Origin of the sequence: Neorhizobium sp. R1-B, from assembly GCF_004368875.1 — a bacterium.
Taxonomy (GTDB): Bacteria; Pseudomonadota; Alphaproteobacteria; order Rhizobiales; family Rhizobiaceae; genus Neorhizobium; species Neorhizobium huautlense.
Genome location: NZ_SOEM01000042.1, coordinates 1 through 17,328 on the forward strand (window position 1 = coordinate 1; position 17,328 = coordinate 17,328).

At 61.2% G+C, this 17,328-nt stretch carries 18 protein-coding genes; 5 read left to right on the forward strand and 13 right to left on the reverse strand.

The features are described 5' to 3' along the window. Positions 1 to 93 precede the first annotated feature (93 nt). Positions 94 to 1,110 carry a zinc-binding alcohol dehydrogenase family protein gene (locus EDE05_RS26230; protein WP_112802865.1) on the reverse strand — a complete coding sequence of 339 codons (1,017 nt, stop codon included), beginning with the start codon at positions 1,108 to 1,110 and terminating at the stop codon, positions 94 to 96. A 127-nt stretch (positions 1,111 to 1,237) separates the two neighbouring features. On the opposite strand from EDE05_RS26230, the gene EDE05_RS26235 reads away from it, so the two are divergent. Then, the gene (locus EDE05_RS26235) at positions 1,238 to 1,639 is read left to right on the forward strand and encodes a helix-turn-helix domain-containing protein (RefSeq protein WP_112802868.1); all 402 of its coding nucleotides are present in this window, start codon (positions 1,238 to 1,240) and stop codon (positions 1,637 to 1,639) included. 5 nt (positions 1,640 to 1,644) lie between these two features. Here EDE05_RS26235 and EDE05_RS26240 read toward each other — a convergent pair whose 3' ends face one another. Then, complete coding sequence (locus EDE05_RS26240) at positions 1,645 to 2,886, reverse strand: MFS transporter (protein WP_134103293.1); 1,242 nt, start codon at positions 2,884 to 2,886, stop codon at positions 1,645 to 1,647. A 274-nt stretch (positions 2,887 to 3,160) separates the two neighbouring features. Between EDE05_RS26240 and EDE05_RS26245 the strand changes: the two genes are divergently transcribed. After that, a complete protein-coding gene (locus tag EDE05_RS26245; protein WP_105371626.1) occupies positions 3,161 to 4,099 on the forward strand; it encodes a diacylglycerol kinase family protein in 939 nt (312 codons plus the stop codon). 13 nt (positions 4,100 to 4,112) lie between these two features. On the opposite strand, the gene EDE05_RS26250 is transcribed toward EDE05_RS26245, so the two are convergent. Then, positions 4,113 to 4,856 (reverse strand): GGDEF domain-containing protein, encoded by a 744-nt coding sequence (locus EDE05_RS26250; protein ID WP_105371625.1) that lies wholly within the window; start codon positions 4,854 to 4,856, stop codon positions 4,113 to 4,115. 293 nt (positions 4,857 to 5,149) lie between these two features. Here EDE05_RS26250 and EDE05_RS26255 point away from each other — a divergent pair, with 293 nt between their 5' ends. Then, a complete protein-coding gene (locus tag EDE05_RS26255; RefSeq protein ID WP_132410713.1) occupies positions 5,150 to 5,896 on the forward strand; it encodes a hypothetical protein in 747 nt (248 codons plus the stop codon). 20 nt (positions 5,897 to 5,916) lie between these two features. Here EDE05_RS26255 and EDE05_RS26260 read toward each other — a convergent pair whose 3' ends face one another. After that, on the reverse strand, positions 5,917 to 7,251 hold the full coding sequence (locus tag EDE05_RS26260) for a glutamine synthetase family protein (protein ID WP_132410715.1): 1,335 nt from the start codon (positions 7,249 to 7,251) through the stop codon (positions 5,917 to 5,919). A 78-nt stretch (positions 7,252 to 7,329) separates the two neighbouring features. Between EDE05_RS26260 and EDE05_RS26265 the strand changes: the two genes are divergently transcribed. Then, positions 7,330 to 8,697 carry an aspartate aminotransferase family protein gene (locus EDE05_RS26265; RefSeq protein ID WP_132410718.1) on the forward strand — a complete coding sequence of 456 codons (1,368 nt, stop codon included), beginning with the start codon at positions 7,330 to 7,332 and terminating at the stop codon, positions 8,695 to 8,697. Between the two features lie 3 nt (positions 8,698 to 8,700). Here the strand turns inward: EDE05_RS26265 and EDE05_RS26270 are convergent, their stop codons facing one another. From EDE05_RS26270 to EDE05_RS26280, 3 genes are read right to left on the reverse strand one after another with little or no spacing between them, the layout of a single operon-like run. After that, positions 8,701 to 10,230 (reverse strand): glycosyltransferase family 39 protein, encoded by a 1,530-nt coding sequence (locus tag EDE05_RS26270; protein ID WP_132410720.1) that lies wholly within the window; start codon positions 10,228 to 10,230, stop codon positions 8,701 to 8,703. 51 nt (positions 10,231 to 10,281) lie between these two features. Then, positions 10,282 to 11,838 carry a glycosyltransferase family 39 protein gene (locus EDE05_RS26275; protein WP_132410722.1) on the reverse strand — a complete coding sequence of 519 codons (1,557 nt, stop codon included), beginning with the start codon at positions 11,836 to 11,838 and terminating at the stop codon, positions 10,282 to 10,284. Beyond that, complete coding sequence (locus EDE05_RS26280) at positions 11,813 to 12,832, reverse strand: glycosyltransferase family 2 protein (RefSeq protein ID WP_105371619.1); 1,020 nt, start codon at positions 12,830 to 12,832, stop codon at positions 11,813 to 11,815. Before EDE05_RS26280 ends, EDE05_RS26275 begins: the two co-directional genes overlap by 26 nt. A 98-nt stretch (positions 12,833 to 12,930) precedes the next feature. Between EDE05_RS26280 and EDE05_RS26285 the strand changes: the two genes are divergently transcribed. Next, positions 12,931 to 13,893 carry a lysylphosphatidylglycerol synthase domain-containing protein gene (locus EDE05_RS26285; protein ID WP_132410724.1) on the forward strand — a complete coding sequence of 321 codons (963 nt, stop codon included), beginning with the start codon at positions 12,931 to 12,933 and terminating at the stop codon, positions 13,891 to 13,893. Here EDE05_RS26285 and EDE05_RS26290 read toward each other — a convergent pair whose 3' ends face one another. From EDE05_RS26290 to EDE05_RS27075, 6 genes are all read right to left on the reverse strand, one after another. Next, on the reverse strand, positions 13,894 to 14,283 hold the full coding sequence (locus EDE05_RS26290) for a PIN domain nuclease (RefSeq protein ID WP_134103296.1): 390 nt from the start codon (positions 14,281 to 14,283) through the stop codon (positions 13,894 to 13,896). Next, positions 14,280 to 14,510, reverse strand: a complete 231-nt coding sequence (locus EDE05_RS26295; protein WP_105371616.1) for a type II toxin-antitoxin system VapB family antitoxin — start codon at positions 14,508 to 14,510, stop codon at positions 14,280 to 14,282. The genes EDE05_RS26290 and EDE05_RS26295 overlap by 4 nt, the downstream gene beginning before the upstream one ends. 59 nt (positions 14,511 to 14,569) lie before the next feature. Then, complete coding sequence (gene amn / locus EDE05_RS26300; RefSeq protein ID WP_112802884.1) at positions 14,570 to 16,072, reverse strand: AMP nucleosidase; 1,503 nt, start codon at positions 16,070 to 16,072, stop codon at positions 14,570 to 14,572. Positions 16,073 to 16,146: 74 nt separating this feature from the next. Beyond that, positions 16,147 to 16,317: a hypothetical protein gene (locus EDE05_RS27005; RefSeq protein ID WP_162712537.1), complete on the reverse strand. Its 171-nt coding sequence runs from the start codon at positions 16,315 to 16,317 to the stop codon at positions 16,147 to 16,149. 262 nt (positions 16,318 to 16,579) lie between these two features. Next, complete coding sequence (locus tag EDE05_RS26305) at positions 16,580 to 16,864, reverse strand: hypothetical protein (RefSeq protein ID WP_112802885.1); 285 nt, start codon at positions 16,862 to 16,864, stop codon at positions 16,580 to 16,582. Positions 16,865 to 17,097: 233 nt separating this feature from the next. Next, positions 17,098 to 17,328 (reverse strand): hypothetical protein (locus EDE05_RS27075; RefSeq protein WP_208325239.1); only part of this gene is annotated, 231 nt, incomplete at its 5' end.

Here is a 17,328-nt window from a genome sequence, read left to right on the forward strand (position 1 = left end):
CCTGACGACCTCAACTGCTCCAACCGCCCGGTGCGGACCCGCATGCCGGGTGGTGTGGGAGGGGCGGAGCCAATAGGCTCCCCCCTATCCCGATTAGAAGCCCGAAAGCACCAGCTTGCCCTTTGTCCGGTTGCTCTCGATCATCGAATGCGCCTTCTTCAGGTTTGAAGCATTGATCGGGCCAAGCGTCTCGGAAAGGGTGGTGCGGATTTTTTCTGCGTCCACCAATTCGGCCACGTGGTTGAGAAGCTTGTGTTGCTCGATCATGTCGGCCGTCTGCCAGACTGGCCGGGCGAACATCATTTCCCAATGGATCGAAAGGGTCTTGCTCTTGAACGGACGGATGTCAATCGGCTCCTTCGGATCGTCGATCAGCGCGAACCGCCCCTGCGGCGCGATGAGCTCCAGAACGTCCTTGATATGCTGGTCGGTATGGGTGGTCGAAAAGACGAAACCCGGCGCGCCGATCGCCAGTTCCGCCAGCTGCTTGGCAAGCGGCTTCGAATGATCGAGCACGTGATGGGCGCCGAGGTCCTTGATCCAAGCCTGTGTTTCCGGTCGGGAGCCGGTGCCGATGACGGTGACGTCGGAAAGCTCTCGCAGGAGCTGGATGGCGATCGAACCGACGCCGCCGGCGCCGCCGATGACGAGCACCGCGTTCCAGGCGCCCGGCACCTTGTCCTGAACCTTCATGCGATGGAAGAGGGTCTCGTAAGCGGTGATGGCGGTGAGTGGCAGCGCGGCGGCTTCCTCAAAGCTCAACGTCTTCGGCTTGAAGCCGACAATCCGCTCGTCGACCAGATGGAATTGCGCATTGGTGCCGGGCCGGTTGATCGCACCCGCGTAATAGACCTCGTCGCCCGGCTTGAAGAGCTTCACGTCCGATCCGACTGCCTTGACGACACCCGCCGCGTCATAGCCCAGGACCCGGTGCTGGCCAGGTTCGACAGGCGCCGAAGCGCGGACCTTCGTGTCGACCGGGTTGACGGATACCGCCTTGATTTCGACCAGCAGGTCGCGGCCGGCCGCTTCAGGCATCGGCAGATCGATGTCGATCAGCGAAGTTTCGGCGGTAATGGGCTGGGGTGCGTTGAAGCCGACGGCGCGCATGAAAATCTCCTTCGTTCGTGAATGGCATTTGTTGCCTGGAGACTAGATGGCCCGTATGGTTTGTCGGCGCAAGAATGCACATTTTTGGTGTATAGTACCCAAAAGTGTACCGTGAAAGGATCTCCGGATGTCGAAGCCGCGTGCCAAGCTCACCGACAATTTCCCCGGCTGCCCCGTCGAATCGACGCTGAGTTTTCTCGACGGCAAATGGAAGGGCGTGATCCTTTATCATCTGCTCGAAAACGGGACGCTGCGCTTCAACGAGCTTCGCCGCCGCATTCCGTCGGTGACGCAGCGCATGCTGACCAAACAGCTGAGGGAGCTCGAAGAGGCGGGGCTGCTGGAGCGGACCGTGTTTGCGGTCGTGCCGCCGCGTGTCGATTACACGCTGACGCCGCTGGGCCTCAGCCTGGAGCCGGTGATTACGGCACTGCGCGTCTGGGGCAAGGAACACGTCATTTGCCGTGACGGGCGGAAATTCATGGTGATGCCGGAAACCGAAGCCAAAGCGCCGTCCAAAGCCGCCTGATCAAGTCAGGCGGCACCTCTCCGCTTCTCCAGGCTGACCGAGACGGCGAAAATGCCGAGCCCGAGCAACGACAGGAATGCGCCGACATAACCCGTTGCGGCAAAACCCCAGCCCCAGGAAATGACCAGCCCGCCGAGCCAGGCGCCGAGCGCATTGGCGACGTTGAAGGCGGAGTGATTGGATGCGGCAGCAAGCGTCTGCGCGTCGGCCGCCACATCCATCAGCCGCGTCTGCAGTGCCGGACCCGGGGCAAAACCGCAGCCGACCAGGAAGACGGTGATATAGAGCGCGATCGGATGGTGAGCAAAGAGCGCGAAGGCGAGCATCACCACGATATAGAAGACCATCGAGCCGCCGATCGTGCCCTTCAGCGATATGTCGGCCAGCCTGGAGCCGACGATATTGCCGACATTCATGCCGATGCCGAAGAGCGCAAGCACGATCGAGACCATGCCGACCGGCAACTGGGCGGTTTGTGTCGTCGTCGAGGCGATGTAGCTGAAGACGGAGAACATGCCGCCGAAGCCGATCGCGGCGATGCCGAGCGTCAGCCACACCTGGCTGCGGCCGAAAGCGCTGAGCTCTCGCCGGATGCTCGCCCCTTCCTGCACTTTGTCGCGGGGTTGGAAATACCAGAGCAATGCAACGGTCAGCGCGCCGATGCCGCCGACGAGGAAGAAGGCGGCACGCCAGCTGAGCATCTGCCCCATGAAGGTGGCAAGCGGCGTGCCGGCAAGCGTCGCGATGGTCAGCCCGAGCATGACGCGGCCGACGGCGCGGGTGCGTTTGTTGGGCGGCACCATGGATGCGGCAACCAGCGAGGCGACGCCGAAATAGGCGCCATGCGGCAGGCCGGTGATGAAGCGCAGGGCGGTAAAGCTCCAGAAGGTCGGCGCCAGCGCACTGAGGGTATTGCCCACTGCAAACAGACCCATCAGGCAGAGAAGCAGCGTCCGGCGCGGCAGGCGGGCGGAAAGGATTGCGATAACCGGCGCGCCGATGACGACGCCCAGTGCATAGGCGCTGATGACGTAGCCTGCGGTGGGGATGCTGACTTCGAACGTCGACGCCACGTCGGGCAGAAGCCCCATGATGACGAACTCGCCGGTGCCGATGCCAAATCCACCGACGGCAAGCGCAATCTCGATCAGGAGGATTGCGAGCGGCGAGAGGCCGGAAGTGGCGTCGGCGACGGGAGAGACTGAACGATCGCGAGCGGAATCGAAAGAGACGGCGGAATCGGTCATAAAATTGAATCTGCTTGAAAAAAGATGCGGGTGAGACGTGGGAGACGTCCACCCGCTCTGGAGGTGAGCGGTCATTGAAAAAATGACACAGGTCAAAAGTAACACGGGATTGTGCGTTGCGGTAGAGCCTCCGGAGTATTCTCTCGGTGCTCACGGCATTGTGTGCCAGGTGCCGGCCTCATTGGCGCCGTGTTGATAAAGCACGTCATCGCAACCATTTCTCCGGTGTCCCGTTGTCTCGCGGCCGAAACCGCCCGCCCAGAGCTTTGATGCGATGAACCTTTTTGCCGTCTTCAACCGCGATGGCGGTACCTTCAGAACCACCGACATGGACGCCTATTGCGCCCAGGCCGTTCAGGCTTTCAAATCCGCCGGCCATCAGATCGAATGCCATGTGGTCTCCGGCAATGAGGTGGTGGCGACCATGGAAAGGGCGGCCGCCACTCCCGGCATCGAGGGCCTCATCGCAGGCGGCGGCGACGGCACGATTTCGGCTGCGGCCGGCATTGCCTGGAAGAGCGGCCTCGTCCTCGGCGTCGTCCCGGCCGGCACCATGAACCTCTTTGCCCGCTCCCTGAAGCTGCCGCTCGATATATGGCAGGTGTTGGACACGCTGGCTGCAGGCACTCCGGAGAGCATCGACATCGCCAGCGCCAACGGCAAGAGCTTTGTCCATCAGTTCTCGGCCGGCCTGCACGCTCGCATGGTGCGCTACCGCAATTCCATGACCTATGCGTCCCGGCTTGGGAAAATCCGGGCCAGCACCCGCGCCGCGATCGGGGTGATGTTCAATCCGCCCGAATTCGAGGTCGAGTTCAATGTCGGCGGCACGACTGTTTCCCGTGAGGTTTCCGCTATCTCCGTCTCCAACAATGAATTCGGTCCCGATCCCTTGATGTATGCGGATCGACTGACGCGCGGGCATCTGGGCCTTTATTTCGCCGATCCCCTGACACCTCCAGGCGTCGCGAAACTCGCCGTCGACATCCTGCGAGGGCGGTTGAAAGAGAACCCGGCGGTAACGGCCATGACCGCTACGGAGGTCGAACTGCATTTCCCGCGCGAGCGGCACGACATTCGCTGCGTCATCGACGGCGAACTCCTGCCGATGAAGCGCGATGTGCATTTGAAGATCCATGCCGGCGAACTGAGGGTACTGGTCAACGAGCCGCAACCTCGCGAACTGGCCGAGCGGGACGGCAGCGGAATCTGAGCGCTTCCGCGCGCTAAGCCGACGAGACGACCTGGTTCCGGCCGCGGGACTTTGCCTCGTACAGATTGACGTCCGCTGCCTTGAGGCAGGCATGGGGATCGAAACCCGCGCCGCAATACAAGGCTCCGATGCTCGTCGAAACTCCGATCTTCGCCCCGGAGGAGGAGCGGATATCAAGGCCGCCGACGGCCTCGCGAACATCCTCGCATCGCCTCGGCATGTCCTTTATTGCGATCCCGCCTCGAAAAAGGGCGAACTCTTCGCCTCCGAGACGGCCGGCGATGTCGAATTGCCCCCGATAGGTCGAGAGTATCCGGCCTGTACCGCGAAGCACCTCGTCTCCGGCCGCATGGCCATGGCGATCATTGATCGATTTGAAATGGTCGAGATCGAGGAAAATCAGAGCACCGGTCATGCCGTTGCGGCTGAACGCCTCGAGCTCTTCCAGGAATGCGCCGCGATTGAGCAGTCCGGTCAGGCTGTCGCGCCGGGATTGCAGTCGAAGTTCTTCATAGGCAAGGGCAAGTTTTTCCAGGGCATCGGAAGCGGTTTTTTCGGCCCGTCGAACCCTTTCCGACTGCCAGAACATCATAGCCGAGGCGGGAATCGAAATCGCCAGCGGGCAGACGATCGTCATCACCAGGCCTGCACCGGCCACCTCTCCCCCCATCATGGGGACGAAGGCGAACGACAGCGCAAGCGAAGCGAGCAGTGACAACAGACCGGTCAGCAGTGACTTGGCGAGAACGAGACGCATCCACGGAGCCGCAATTGTATTAAATATACCGCTTCCTTAGACCCGAGGGATTTAAGATAGGCTGAAGAACAACTTCGACCTCGCCGTCATCCGCCCAAAACAATCGCCGGCTCTTGCTTGTCGCGGAGCTGCCGCGGTGATGGCAATATCTCGCGATGAGGCGTTCATATCTTGTTATCCCCTGACTCCTAACTTCAACCTCCGATAGAGCAGATTGCTTGTTTCGGGCCATGATGGTTCCGGCAGACGTTGCCTCGGCCTATGACAGGCGAAAGGCACGCGCGAGGAACGGCATGACTTCCATCTCCGGGCTTGAACCTGCAGCCTTGCTGATCCTCCAGCAGTCGGCCCTTTCGGCCGCCCCTGCCGAAGAAAGCAAGGAAACCGACGCGAAGAGAACCGATCTCGTCCAGGTGGCGAACGGAATCTCCGGCGAACCCGCCAAGGAAACGATAAGAGCCGCTTTCGCGATCAACGCCGCATTTGTCGAAATGGACGAGAAGAGCCAACTCGTCTCCGATGCTATCGACTTCATCAATTCCGATCAGTTCAAAATAAGCGATCCCATCGCCAAGAACATGCTGAAAGGGCTGCTTGCCGAGAAAGGCTGGCAGTTTGCGCAGCTGGTGAACCAGCAATACGAAGCGCATGGCGGCCTTAGCCGGGAAAGCCTGTTTGCGCTCGCCCTCCCGCAGATGATCAACAAGAATCGCGATCTCTTCACCGACGATGAGCTCTACGTGGGCATCAAGTTCAAGGAAAAGGGCGGGGTTGTGGTCCTTATCCCTGATAAGGATGGCAACAGTACCTATCGCGACCTGACCAGGGCTCTGAAGGAGGAGGAGGTGGTTGCGGCGCAGACCGGCAATCGCGAAGCGCTCCAGCAGCTCCAGGAGGAATACGGCAAGTTCGTCGCCTCGATTAACCTGGCTTTCGATTATGAGAAGGGGCCGCCGATGTTGCTAGACATCGACGATCTGCCATACGCGCCCTGGATCTCGAAACCGTCTTTGCCATCGACACAGTCTGGCGGCAAATAGCCTCCCGACCGTCGGCTTTTCTAAACCCGGGGCAGATAGGTCTGGTAGTCGAAATCGCTGACGGTGCGCAGATAGGTGATCGCTTCCTTGCGCTTCGTATCGCCATAGAGCTTCTGGTAGCGCGCGCCGAACACGTCTTTGATGAAGGGCGAGGCGGAGAATTCCTCGACCGCCGTCAGGAAGTCGTGCGTCAGGCGTTTGGCTCCCGCCGGCGGCTCCTTGCCCGGTTCGGTCGCAGGACCCGGATCGAGCATCTCGTCCAGCCCCAGAAGCATGCCGCCGAGAATAGCCGTCAGCAGCAGATAGGGATTGGCGTCGGCGCCGGCGACCCTATGCTCGATCCGGGCGGCCGCGCCGTCCTTGTCGGGAATACGCACCGCCGTTCCCCGATGGCCAAAGCCCCAGTCGATATCCACCGGCGCAAAGGATCCGGGCTGGAACCGGCGATACGAATTGGCAAACGGCGCGAGGACGAGCTGCGCGTCGCGCATGGTCTTCAGCATTCCCGCGCAGACGGATTTGAGCCGTACCGGATCGCCGCCCTTGGCGTCCAGCACATTGTTTCCGTCCCGGTCGATGATGCTGGCATGCACGTGCAGGCCGGAGCCCGCCTGGTTCGCGTAGGGCTTGGCCATACAGGTGGATTTCAGCCCGTGTCTCCTCGCGGCCTGTTCGGCGATGCGCTTCAGATAGATGCAGTCGTCGGCGGCTGCCAGCGCGTCGGCGTGATGAAGCAGGTTGATCTCGAACTGCCCGGGACCGAACTCGGCCGTCGTCGCATCGGCCGGCAGGTCCTGGAGCTTCGCCCAGGTCCTGACTGTCTGCAGGTAATCGTCGAGCGCATCGACGGCGCCCATGTCGTAGAGCTGAAAACCGTTCGGCTTGCCGCGATACATCAGCTTTTCCGGTGGCCGGGGCCTGCCGGTCTCGCGCCAGTCGTCCTGCACCACGTAGAATTCGAGTTCCGTCGCGACGACCGGTGTCAGCCCGCGCTCTTCGAAGCGTTTCAAGAGCGCGGCGAGAATGCCGCGAGGGTCCATGAAGCTCGGTTCCCCGGAGAGCTCATGCATGGTGGAAAGCACCTGCCTGGATCCTTCCGGCGCCCAGGGCATCGGCGCGAGGCTGCGCTGGTCGGGAATGCAGACGCCATCCGGATCTCCGATCGTCAGCGACAGTCCGGTGATATCGTCATTGTCGTCGCCCCATATGTCCAACGACTGCGTGGACGTCGGCAGCCTCACTGCGCCCTCCCAGACCTTGTTTTCCTTGTCCAGCGGAATGCGCTTGCCGCGCAGGTCGCCATTCATGCCGACGAGCAGGATTTCGATATGAGGCGGGACGGATTGAAAGGACATCGGCAGGTCTTTGAAAGGGCGTTGCGGAAGAGAGTTCGTAGCCGATAAGAATTGGCCGCACAATCAGAGGCCAACTCCATGACCGATATCAGCGCCCTTTCCAATCTCGCCGCGATCGACGCCGCCCATCACCTCCATCCGTTCTCCGACATGAAGCAGCTCAACGCCAAGGGCACGCGCATCATCGAACGGGCCGAGGGCGTCTACATCTATGATTCCACGGGTAAGAAATATCTCGATGCCTTTGCCGGCCTCTGGTGCGTCAATGTCGGTTACGGTCGCAAGTCGATCGCCGATGCCGCCTACAAGCAGATGCAGGAACTGCCTTACTACAATAGCTTTTTCGGCACCACGACCCCTCCGGCCACCCTGCTTGCCCAGAAGATCGCCTCGCATACAGGCGACAGGCTGAAACGTATCTTCTTCACCAATTCCGGCTCGGAGGCGACCGACACCTGGTTCCGCATGGCGCGCGTCTATTGGAAGGCGCTCGGCAAACTGGAAAAGACGCAAGTAGTCGCCCGAAAGAATGGTTATCACGGCTCGACGGTCGCCGGCGCCTCGCTTGGCGGCATGAAGCTGATGCACGAGCAAGGCAACCTGCCGATCGAGGGCATCCACCATATCGGCCAGCCTTATTGGTATGCGGAAGGTGGCGATCTCTCGCCCGCCGAATTCGGCCTCAAGCTTGCCCGCGAGCTGGAGGCGAAGATCGATGAACTTGGCGAGGATCGCGTCGCCGCTTTCGTCGCCGAACCCATCCAGGGGGCGGGGGGCGTGATCATTCCGCCGGAAACCTACTGGCCGGAAATCGCCCGCATCTGCAGGGCGCGCAACATTCTTCTGGTCGCTGACGAGGTGATCTGCGGTTTCGGCCGGCTGGGAGAGTGGTTCGGCCATCAGTATTACGGCGTCGAGCCGGATCTGGCGCCGATCGCCAAGGGGCTGTCCTCCGGTTACCTGCCGATCGGCGGCGTGCTGGTAAGCGATCGGGTGGCCGACGTGATGGTCGGTGAGCTCGGCGATTTCTACCACGGCTTCACCTATTCCGGTCACCCGGTCTGTGCCGCCGCCGCATTGGAGAACATCCGGATCATCGAGGAGGAGGGGCTGGTCGAACGCGTCCGCGAGGATATCGGCCCCTATTTCGCCTCCGCCTGGAAGAGCCTCGAGGATCACGAGGTGGTGGGGCAGGCGGAGAGCGTCGGGCTGATGGGCGGTCTGCAGCTTGCAGCAGACAAATCCGTCCGCCGCCGTTATGCCAAGCCTGACGACATCGGCACACTGGTGCGCAATCACTGCGTCGAAAACGGTCTGATCATGCGCGCGACGGGGGACCGCATGCTGGCCTCGCCGGCGCTTACGATCAGCCGCTCCGAGGTGGACGAGGTGATCGACAAGCTGCGCCGGGCTCTCGACCACCTGCGGGACACGGTGAAGGAATAGCTGTCAACGGCCGATGTCGAAAACGGCATAGGCGAAGTGGTATTGGTCACCAGCCCTTCCGTAGGTATAGGGAAGCGTGACGGCACGGATCTGCGATGCATCGGGGGTGATTCCGCGCTCCTGCAGGTATTGTTCGAACTTTTGCGGTAGGCCGGCGGAGGTGCCATCGGCGGCGCTTCGCCAGGCGAAGAGAATGCGCTGATGCTCAGGCGTCGGCGGAGGTTTAAGGCCTGCGGGTGTCGAAAGCGCGAGGACGGGAACCGGCTGCAGATGAAGACGCAGGTTCCCCGCCATATGGGTGTCGAAGGTGATGACAAGCGTCGGCGCCGACGTCACCTGCGGGCGCACCTCCTCGGCCATCGAGATGAATGGGTAATTCGGGTATTGGTAGAGCCCCGTCAGCGATGCGGTGGCGACCCGGCCGAGAAGCAGGGTCGGGATGAGGGCCATCAGCGTGAACGCGACACCCCAGATCCTCCTCATCCCCGGATGCAGGTTCGTGGCCGCGGCGTCGATCTTGAGCGCGAAATAGATGGGCAGCAGGATGAGGATCGGCGTAAGCCAGCGGTCGCGAACCTTTTCGACCCCGCCAAACAGGATCATCAGCACGATCAGGCCGAGTGCGAAGATCAGGATCCGCCCGGAAAGGCGCGTCCAGTCGCTGCGGGCGCGGATGATCGCCGGCAGCCTTTCCCGGTAGGCAAGGGAGAAAACAGCAATCGTCAGACCGCCGAAGCCGAGCGAGGCGAGCGTCAGCGATCCAAGGCCGCTCAGCATCGCGACCGCAGGAGTGCTGCCGGACCCGGTGAGCTTGCGCATGGTATGGGCGCTGGCCGCGCCGAAATGATCCAGGAGCCACAGCGCGTGCGGCGCGACGATCGTGAGCGCGATGGCGCCGGCGAGCAACAGCCTCCAGTCGAACAGGCGCGGCCGCCATCTGGCGTCGCTCAGGATCGCCAGGAAGGCGGCGGCCGGAAGCAGCACGAAATTATACTTCGCAATAACGCCAAGCCCGGTCGCCAGCCCGAACAGCAGGAAAGACGAAATCGAGGGGCGTCGGACTGTGCGCAGGAAGGCGTAGAGAAACAGGGAGGCGGTAAAGATCGTCGCGACGGTGTGGCTGAGGTCCCGTTGGGCTTCGAAGGCCACTTGCGGAATGGTCAGCAGCCCCAGCGCTGCCAGCGCGGCAATCTGCCGGTCGCGGATCACTTCCCGCGCAGCCAGAAAATAAAAGACATAGGCGCTGAACAGAAGGAGGTTCTTCAAGGCCGAGAGCGACGCAAGCGACAGGCCGAAAAGCTGCACGGTGGCATATTGAAGCCAATTGTAGAGCGGCGGCTGCGAGCCATAGCCGGACATAAGCCACTGAGAAAAATAGGACTGTTCGGCCTCGTCCAGTTCCAGGTTCACCGGCAGTGCCATTCGCACCAGGAAATTGATGATGAAATAGATGGCGATTGCTGCGAGCAGGATGACATGGCGTTCGGACGAAAGCCGGATGCCATAGGCGGCCGATCGATTTTGTTGCAGCAATATCCCCTCCGGCGCTGACCGAGAGCCGCAGCCTAGCGGGGAATTGCAACACTAATTTTTCATTCCGCTTCGAGGCCGATTGCCTGTTCTGGGCGTCCCTGCGTCGCCGACTGTCCATGCGAAACCGAAGGTGACGGTGTCTCGCCCGCCGGAAAAGAGATAAGGCACGGCCTTGGTGGCTGTCGCCAGGCGCTCGGCGTCTATGCCGTTTTCTTGCAAATAGGCGCTCAAACCATCCGGCATGCCATTGCCGTTCTCCCGCCAGACAATCAGCCCGACCTGCCCCCTCTCTATCGTGTCGAGGAGCGGCGTCTGGCCGAAGCGAGGCCACAATATGCGCGCGCTTGGCAATTCGATCCGGGCGCTTCCGCCGAGAAACGGATCGGCGGCGATGACATAGGCAGGATTTGTATCGGCCCGTTCAGCCAGCACCTCGCGCAGGAAGGGGCCGGAGGGAAGGTTCTCCTTGTTGTACTGGCCGAGGCGTGGTCCGATAACATTGCCGAGCGCCATATAGGCAATGAAGCCGAGGGCGAGCGCAGCAACGGGAAAAAGCATCCGCGCGACGCTGCGGCTGCTGTCTGCTCCGGCTGAACCGAGCTTCAGGCAGAGATAGAGCGGCAGCAGGATAAGGAAGGGAGACAGCCATTTCTCGCTGATGGTCGTTGCGCCGAAGCCGAGGCCGATCAGTCCGACGGCGACAAGGCACAGGAGCAGCATGCGTCCGATCACGCGTGTCCATTCGCTGGCTGCCGTCCGTGCCTCGACGAGGGATCTGCGGAATGCGATCAGGAAGAAGGCAAGGACCGGCAGCGTGCCAGAAAGTATCGCCACAGCCAGCGTGCCGAGGCCGGACAACCGATCGAGGATGGGATTGCCGGAGGCATCCTCCCGCATCGCCTTGATCGTCCCGTCCGTCGCCTCGGCGAGGTTGCCGAGCAGCCAGAGCCCGTGCGGCAGGCACAGGGCGGCAGTGACGGCAAGCGCCGGAATGATCCGCCAGTCGAAGATACGCTTGCGAAGCTCCGGCTCCGGCAGGATGGCAAGTATCGCCGCCACCGGCACGATGACGAAGTTGTATTTGGCGATCAGCCCTATGCCGACAGCGAGACCGGTTAACAGATAGAAGCCGAGGCTCGGGCGGATCAGCGTCTGCAGGAAGGCATAGAGGAAAAATGCGACGGCAAACAGCGTGGCGATCGCGTGCGTCAGGTCGCGTTGCGCCATGACGCTGACGGCCGGCACGGCGATCACGCCAAGTATGGCGACTGCGACCAGGCGCCTGTCCTTGAGCACAAGCCGCGCCGCCAGCCCATAGACAGCGCAGCAAAGGAAGAGCAGCAGGTTTTTGACGAGCGACAGGGCGAAGATCGACGGACCGGTCAGCTGGATGATGCCGTATTGCAGCCAATTGTAGAAAGGCGGCTGCCGCCCGTAACCCATCAGGAAGAACTGCGACTGTACGAGTTGTTCGGCCTCATCGCTATTAAGCGCCTCCGAGCGCAGCATCCGCAAGGCGACCGCCAGCACGTAGTAGGCGGCGATCAGCCAAAGAACGATTTCCGGACGGCGGGCAAGCGCGTCACTGATGCGCCTGATCGCCCTCATAGACTTCCCTGACGATGTAGCTGAGCGCCGTATCTTCGCGATAATAGGTGCGGGCGATCATCTCGGCGATGATGCCGGTGGTGATCATCTGCACGGCCGACAGGAACAGCATGACGCCGATCAGGAAGAGCGGCCGGGTGCCGATGTCGTTACCCATGATGAACTTGTCGATGAACAGGTAGGTGAGGATGATCGCCGACAATGCGCCGAGGCCAAGCCCGAGGGAGCCGAAGAAATGCCCCGGCCGCGCCTTGAAGCGCATGAAGAACATCACCGAGAGCAGATCGAGGATCACCCGGAAAGTGCGGGAAATGCCGTATTTCGAAACGCCGTGCTGGCGCGCGTGATGCGTCACCGGCATTTCGCCGATCCGTGAGCTCGGCACGACGCCCGCCACCCAAGCCGGGATGAAGCGGTGCATTTCGCCCATCAGCTTCACCTGCTTGATGACCGAGCCGCGATAGATCTTGAGCGAACAGCCGTAGTCGTGCAGGCGTACGCCGGTAATGCGGCCGATCAGCCGGTTGGCGATCCAGGATGGCACCTTGCGAAGCAGCAATCCGTCCTGACGGTTCTTGCGCCAGCCGACGAGGAGGTCCAGTTCGCGCCGCTCCAGCTCCGCCACCATGGCGGGGATGTCCTTCGGGTCGTTCTGCAGGTCGCCGTCGAGCGTGGCGATCAGCCGGCCTTCGGCCTGGTTGATGCCAGCCTGCATGGCTGCCGTCTGGCCGAAGTTGCGTTGCAAAGCCACGATCTTGAGGTCGAGGCCAGGACGGCTAAGCGCAGTTCGGGCATTGGCGATCGTGGCATCGGTGCTCCCGTCGTCGACGAGAATGAGTTCCCATGTCCCGGGATAGTTCGCCATTGCCGTCGTGATCCGCTCGATCAGCGGTCCGACGCTTTCCTCTTCGTTGAAGAGAGGCACGACGAGGGACAGTTCGATCGGTTCGGCCGTCTGGATACGGCTGGTGACCGACTCTGCTGTTGTACGCACCTTGTCTTTCTCCTAAACCTCGGGCCGGAAGCGCGCGCCGTCATGGCGACCCTAACCTGAAACTTCACCCGAAACCGTCACATGGGGCATCCTACTATATGAAGAATTATTCCGTTGCCAGCCGCCGCGCATGGATAATTCGTAACACGATGACGCTCGCAACGATCGCGATCATTCTCCTTTATGCCGCTTTCATCCAGTGGGTCTGGGGCTGGCAGAGCATCGTGTCGCTGTGGAGCGGCGCCGGCTGGAGTACCGCGCTTGTCGCTCTGGCGGCTCTCCTCGGGACCTATGTCCTGCGCACCTGGCGCATCTACGATTACTTTCCCAAAGAAACCGGCGGTCATTTCGGCACGCTTCTGCGGCTGGTGCAGGTCCACAATCTTCTGAACGTCATTCTGCCGTTCCGCACGGGTGAGGCGAGCTTTCCGCTGTTGATGAAGCGGGAATTCGGCCTGGGCCTGGCGCGGGGCACGTCCGCCTTGCTCGTCATGCGGCTTTTTGATCTCCATGCACTGCTGGCCGCGGCCGGTACCGGGCTCGCACTGGAGCTTGGTGCTGTCTGGGCCTGGGCTCTCTGGCTTGCCTTCCTGATCCTGCCGGCAATCGCCTTCGCGCTCCGCAGGGCCGCCTTCCGACTGACGGCCAAAGTTGTGCCGAACAAGGCAAGGAGCCTGCTGAGCGAGGTGGAGGCCGGACTGCCGTCCGATAGCGGCGCCTTTGCCCGCGCCTGGGGTGCCACGCTCCTCAACTGGTTCACCAAGATTGCCGTGCTTGCCTGGGTGCTGAGCCTTCTCGGCGGCCTGACGGTCGCGGCCGGTTTCGGCGGCGCTCTGGGCGGCGAGCTTTCCTCGGTGCTTCCCGTGCATGCCCCGGCAGGCGTCGGCACCTATCCCGCCGGCATCACCGCCGGCGCCATCGCCTTCGGCGCGGACACGGCCGGGGTGCCCTTGAAAGAGCTCGGCCAGGCCGCAATCAACACCCATTTGCTGGTGATCGTTTCCTCGCTGGTGGGTACGGCGCTGTCATTGCTGGTGGCAAGGCCCACGAAAGCCGAATAATCAGGCGGTCCGAAGGCCGAGATATTCGACCATCGGCAGGTAATCCTTGTCCTTACGCAACAGGCTGTGTCGGTGTTCGATGCAATAGGTGCCGATGATCATGTCTATCGTCTTCCGAACCGTAACGCCTCGATTCCGAAGAGTACGGTAATTGGCTGCCGCCTTTATTGCGAGTGAGGGAGACAGCATCTGTGCGGCGGGAAAGTCGCGGAAGTTCTGTTCGATCCAGCTGGCTTGATGGTAATCGCGAGCGCCTTGGAGCACTTCGAGCATGATGATATCGCCGACAAGAACAACGCCTTGGGCTATGAAAAAGCGCAATCTTTCCGCGACCTCGGCATCGTCTTTCCGAAATAGCGAAATCCAGACGGAGCTGTCAGCGACAATCATTCGCCGCCTTTCAAGCCCCAATCGGCAAATCTCCTCGAGTCTTTTCGCATTTCATCAAGATCGCTATCCCAGCCGATGCCTTCAAGATTGTCGACTGCGCGCATCTGCCTACGAATGCGGACCAAATCCCTCAATGCCTGCTCCACCGTCGCCTTTTTTGTCGGCAGGCCGGTCAGCTCCATTGCTTCCGTGATCAGTTCGTCATCGAGTTCGATATTGGTGCGCATGGCAGCCTCGTGTGTATGAACGTCGAAAATTATACACCAGTAGGGCCACAGTCACAACATCACTGGAACGCGGTCTCGTAGAAGCTCCGGAGCTTGCGTGAGTGCAGCGTTTCGATCGGCATGGCGGCGAGCTTCTGCACGGCGCGGATGCCGATCTGCAGATGCTGGCTGACTTGGGTGCGGTAGAATGCCGTCGCCATTCCCGGCAGCTTCAGTTCGCCATGCAGCGGCCGGTCGGAAACGCAGAGCAGCGTCCCGTAAGGCACCCGGAAGCGGAAGCCGTTTGCAGCGATCGTTGCCGATTCCATGTCCAGCGCGATCGCGCGTGATTGCGACAGCCGCTTGACCGGTCCGCGCTGGTCGCGCAATTCCCAGTTCCGGTTGTCGATCGTCGCGACGGTGCCGGTACGCATGATGCGTTTCAGTTCGAAGCCCTGGTAGCCGGTAACTTCCTCGACCGCGCTTTCCAGCGCCTGCTGCACCTCGGCAAGCGCCGGGATCGGCACCCAGACCGGCAGGTCGTCGTCGAGTACGTGGTCTTCGCGCACATAGGCATGGGCAAGCACGTAATCGCCGAGCCGTTGGCTGTTCCGCAGTCCTGCGCAATGGCCGACCATGAGCCAGGCATGCGGGCGGAGCACGGCGATATGGTCTGTGATCGTCTTGGCATTCGAGGGGCCGACGCCGATATTGACCAGCGTAATCCCGGCATGGCCCTTCTTCTTCAGGTGATAGGCAGGCATCTGCGGCATGCGGACCGTACCGGGTGTGTCGGGCTTGTCGCTGCCTGCTGGGGTGATGATGTTGCCCGGTTCAACGAAGGCGGTATATCCCTCGCCACCCTTGGCCATCAGCTCGCGCGCCCAGGCGGCAAATTCGTCGATGTAGAACTGATAGTTCGTGAAGAGCACGAAATTCTGGAAATGGTCTGCATTGGTGGCCGTATAGTGGCTGAGGCGGGCCAGAGAATAGTCGATGCGCTGTGCCGTGAATGGTGCAAGCGGGGCGGGTTCGCCCGGCAAGGCCTCGTATTCCCCGTTGGCAATCAGGTCGTCGGTGTTGTTGAGGTCGGGCGTGTCGAACAGGTCGCGCAGGGAGAGATCCGCAAGCGAGCTTGTCGCTGACGCTTCCACATGGGCGCCCTCGCCGAAGGCGAAATGCAGTGGGATAGGCGTCGCAGATTCAGACACGGTCACCGGAACGCTGTGGTTGCGCATCAGCAGGCCGAGCTGTTCCTTCAGATAATGGCGGAAGAGTTTCGGTCGGGTGATCGTCGTCGTGTAGATGCCGGGCGCTGCGACATGCCCGTAGGAAAGGCGGGAATCGGCATGCCCGAACGAGGTCGTTTCGATGCTGACCTGCGGATAGCATGCGCGGTAGCGGCCGGTAACGGCCGCGCCCTTGGCGAGGCTGCCGAACGCATCGATCAGGAATTGCGTGTTGCGTTCGTAAAGCGCGGTCAGCGCATCCACAGCTTCGACCGGATTGTCGAATACTTGGGGTTCCAGGGCGCTGGGGCTGATGAAGGGGAGGGGGGAGAGTGAAAAGATTCGTGTGTTCATGCGCTATTATAGTGGGAACTTTCTGACAATCAAACGACGCTCCCCTGTTTCGCGTCGCTCTCCTGCCGGACCCGCTAAAGCGATGCGACACAACCCGGCGTCGCGGGGTGATAGCAGGGCGCATTGGTTCCAAGATGCACGCGCAACTCCCGCCGCGCAGGCTGCTCCACCAGCGCTACGAAAGCGAGCGCGAAGATCGTCATGATCAGCGTGATGATTGTCAGGCGGCGTGCAAGAATGGCCATGGTCTTCTCCCGGTCCCAATGGCGGCAGAATGAAGGCGGCGCACTGAACACGGGCTGAGGGGCAGATTCATTTTCAGTTCAGAATGATTGACGGCGAAGACAAGGGGTCGATCGAGGACCGCCGGAGGATCGCCGCCCTATCGAACGCAACACACCCCACCAATGAAAAAAGCCGGCCTGGAAAGCCGGCTTTCTTTTATCGCTTGGCGTCCTCGCACATTGCTTGCGACCAGCGCGGGATGCGGTGCCTTGAAGCAAATGCTTAATTATGAGGGCGGTATGCGCCGTCGTAATAGTCGCCTTCATCCTGGCCGCCGTCGAGATCGGCATTGCCGCCCGTGCTGCCATTCCAGGAGGGGCTGGTGCCATAACGGACGATGCTGCCGGTCGACATGGTGTCAACATCCTGGCCGCGGGACTGCTGGATGGTCGGCGGGGACTGCGGGATGCCTTCAGGATTGGAGTACATGTCCTGGGCGCCCGCGGCGCCTGCAAATCCAGCCGAAATGACGAGAGCGGCAATACTGGAAGTAAGATAGGTCTTCATTTCCTGTCCTTTCCTCTTTCGAAATAACGAAGCGATGCGAATGATCGCGTCGTCGAAGGTACAAATCCCTTCAAAGGCGGAACGTTCCAACCAAAATGCGTGAGAAGTCTACAAAACGACCTCTGGGTTGCGCCCAGAACGAGTAAGTGAAACGCATCTGCGCCTCTGCGATGGGATGAGGCGCAAAAAACTCACGGCCAAGAGTATCCGCGTGATTGATTCGTGGGAAATCTTCACTTAATCTTGAACATGATGGCCGGTTTCAGAGTCTGGCCGTCTCTACACCCGGAACGACGATTGCGACCCGTCTTTCCATTCGGTGTCTTGAATGAACTGCGAATACCAGCCGCCGAGGCGGCTGGTATTTCGGTTGTGCGCCCAGCATGGGCGCATTCTTGTGGGTGGAAGTCCCACCGTAAGCTGGTCATGGCGAGCGAAGTGAAGCGCAACTGCGGAAGGGCGAC

Bases quoted from the DNA above. Each gene is read 5' to 3' on its own strand.
- EDE05_RS26265 (WP_132410718.1), top strand. From the start codon at position 7,330: ATGACCGATATCAGCGCCCTTTCCAATCTCGCCGCGATCGACGCCGCC.
- EDE05_RS26250 (WP_105371625.1), bottom strand. From the start codon at position 4,856: ATGCGTCTCGTTCTCGCCAAGTCACTGCTGACCGGTCTGTTGTCACTG.
- EDE05_RS26275 (WP_132410722.1), bottom strand. From the start codon at position 11,838: ATGAGGGCGATCAGGCGCATCAGTGACGCGCTTGCCCGCCGTCCGGAA.
- EDE05_RS26285 (WP_132410724.1), top strand. From the start codon at position 12,931: ATGAAGAATTATTCCGTTGCCAGCCGCCGCGCATGGATAATTCGTAAC.
- EDE05_RS26235 (WP_112802868.1), top strand. From the start codon at position 1,238: ATGTCGAAGCCGCGTGCCAAGCTCACCGACAATTTCCCCGGCTGCCCC.
- EDE05_RS26295 (WP_105371616.1), bottom strand. From the start codon at position 14,510: ATGCGCACCAATATCGAACTCGATGACGAACTGATCACGGAAGCAATG.
- EDE05_RS26255 (WP_132410713.1), top strand. From the start codon at position 5,150: ATGACTTCCATCTCCGGGCTTGAACCTGCAGCCTTGCTGATCCTCCAG.
- amn (WP_112802884.1), bottom strand. From the start codon at position 16,072: ATGAACACACGAATCTTTTCACTCTCCCCCCTCCCCTTCATCAGCCCC.
- EDE05_RS26290 (WP_134103296.1), bottom strand. From the start codon at position 14,283: ATGATTGTCGCTGACAGCTCCGTCTGGATTTCGCTATTTCGGAAAGAC.
- EDE05_RS26230 (WP_112802865.1), bottom strand. From the start codon at position 1,110: ATGCGCGCCGTCGGCTTCAACGCACCCCAGCCCATTACCGCCGAAACT.
- EDE05_RS26260 (WP_132410715.1), bottom strand. From the start codon at position 7,251: ATGTCCTTTCAATCCGTCCCGCCTCATATCGAAATCCTGCTCGTCGGC.
- EDE05_RS26240 (WP_134103293.1), bottom strand. From the start codon at position 2,886: ATGACCGATTCCGCCGTCTCTTTCGATTCCGCTCGCGATCGTTCAGTC.
- EDE05_RS26245 (WP_105371626.1), top strand. From the start codon at position 3,161: ATGAACCTTTTTGCCGTCTTCAACCGCGATGGCGGTACCTTCAGAACC.
- EDE05_RS27005 (WP_162712537.1), bottom strand. From the start codon at position 16,317: ATGGCCATTCTTGCACGCCGCCTGACAATCATCACGCTGATCATGACG.
- EDE05_RS26305 (WP_112802885.1), bottom strand. From the start codon at position 16,864: ATGAAGACCTATCTTACTTCCAGTATTGCCGCTCTCGTCATTTCGGCT.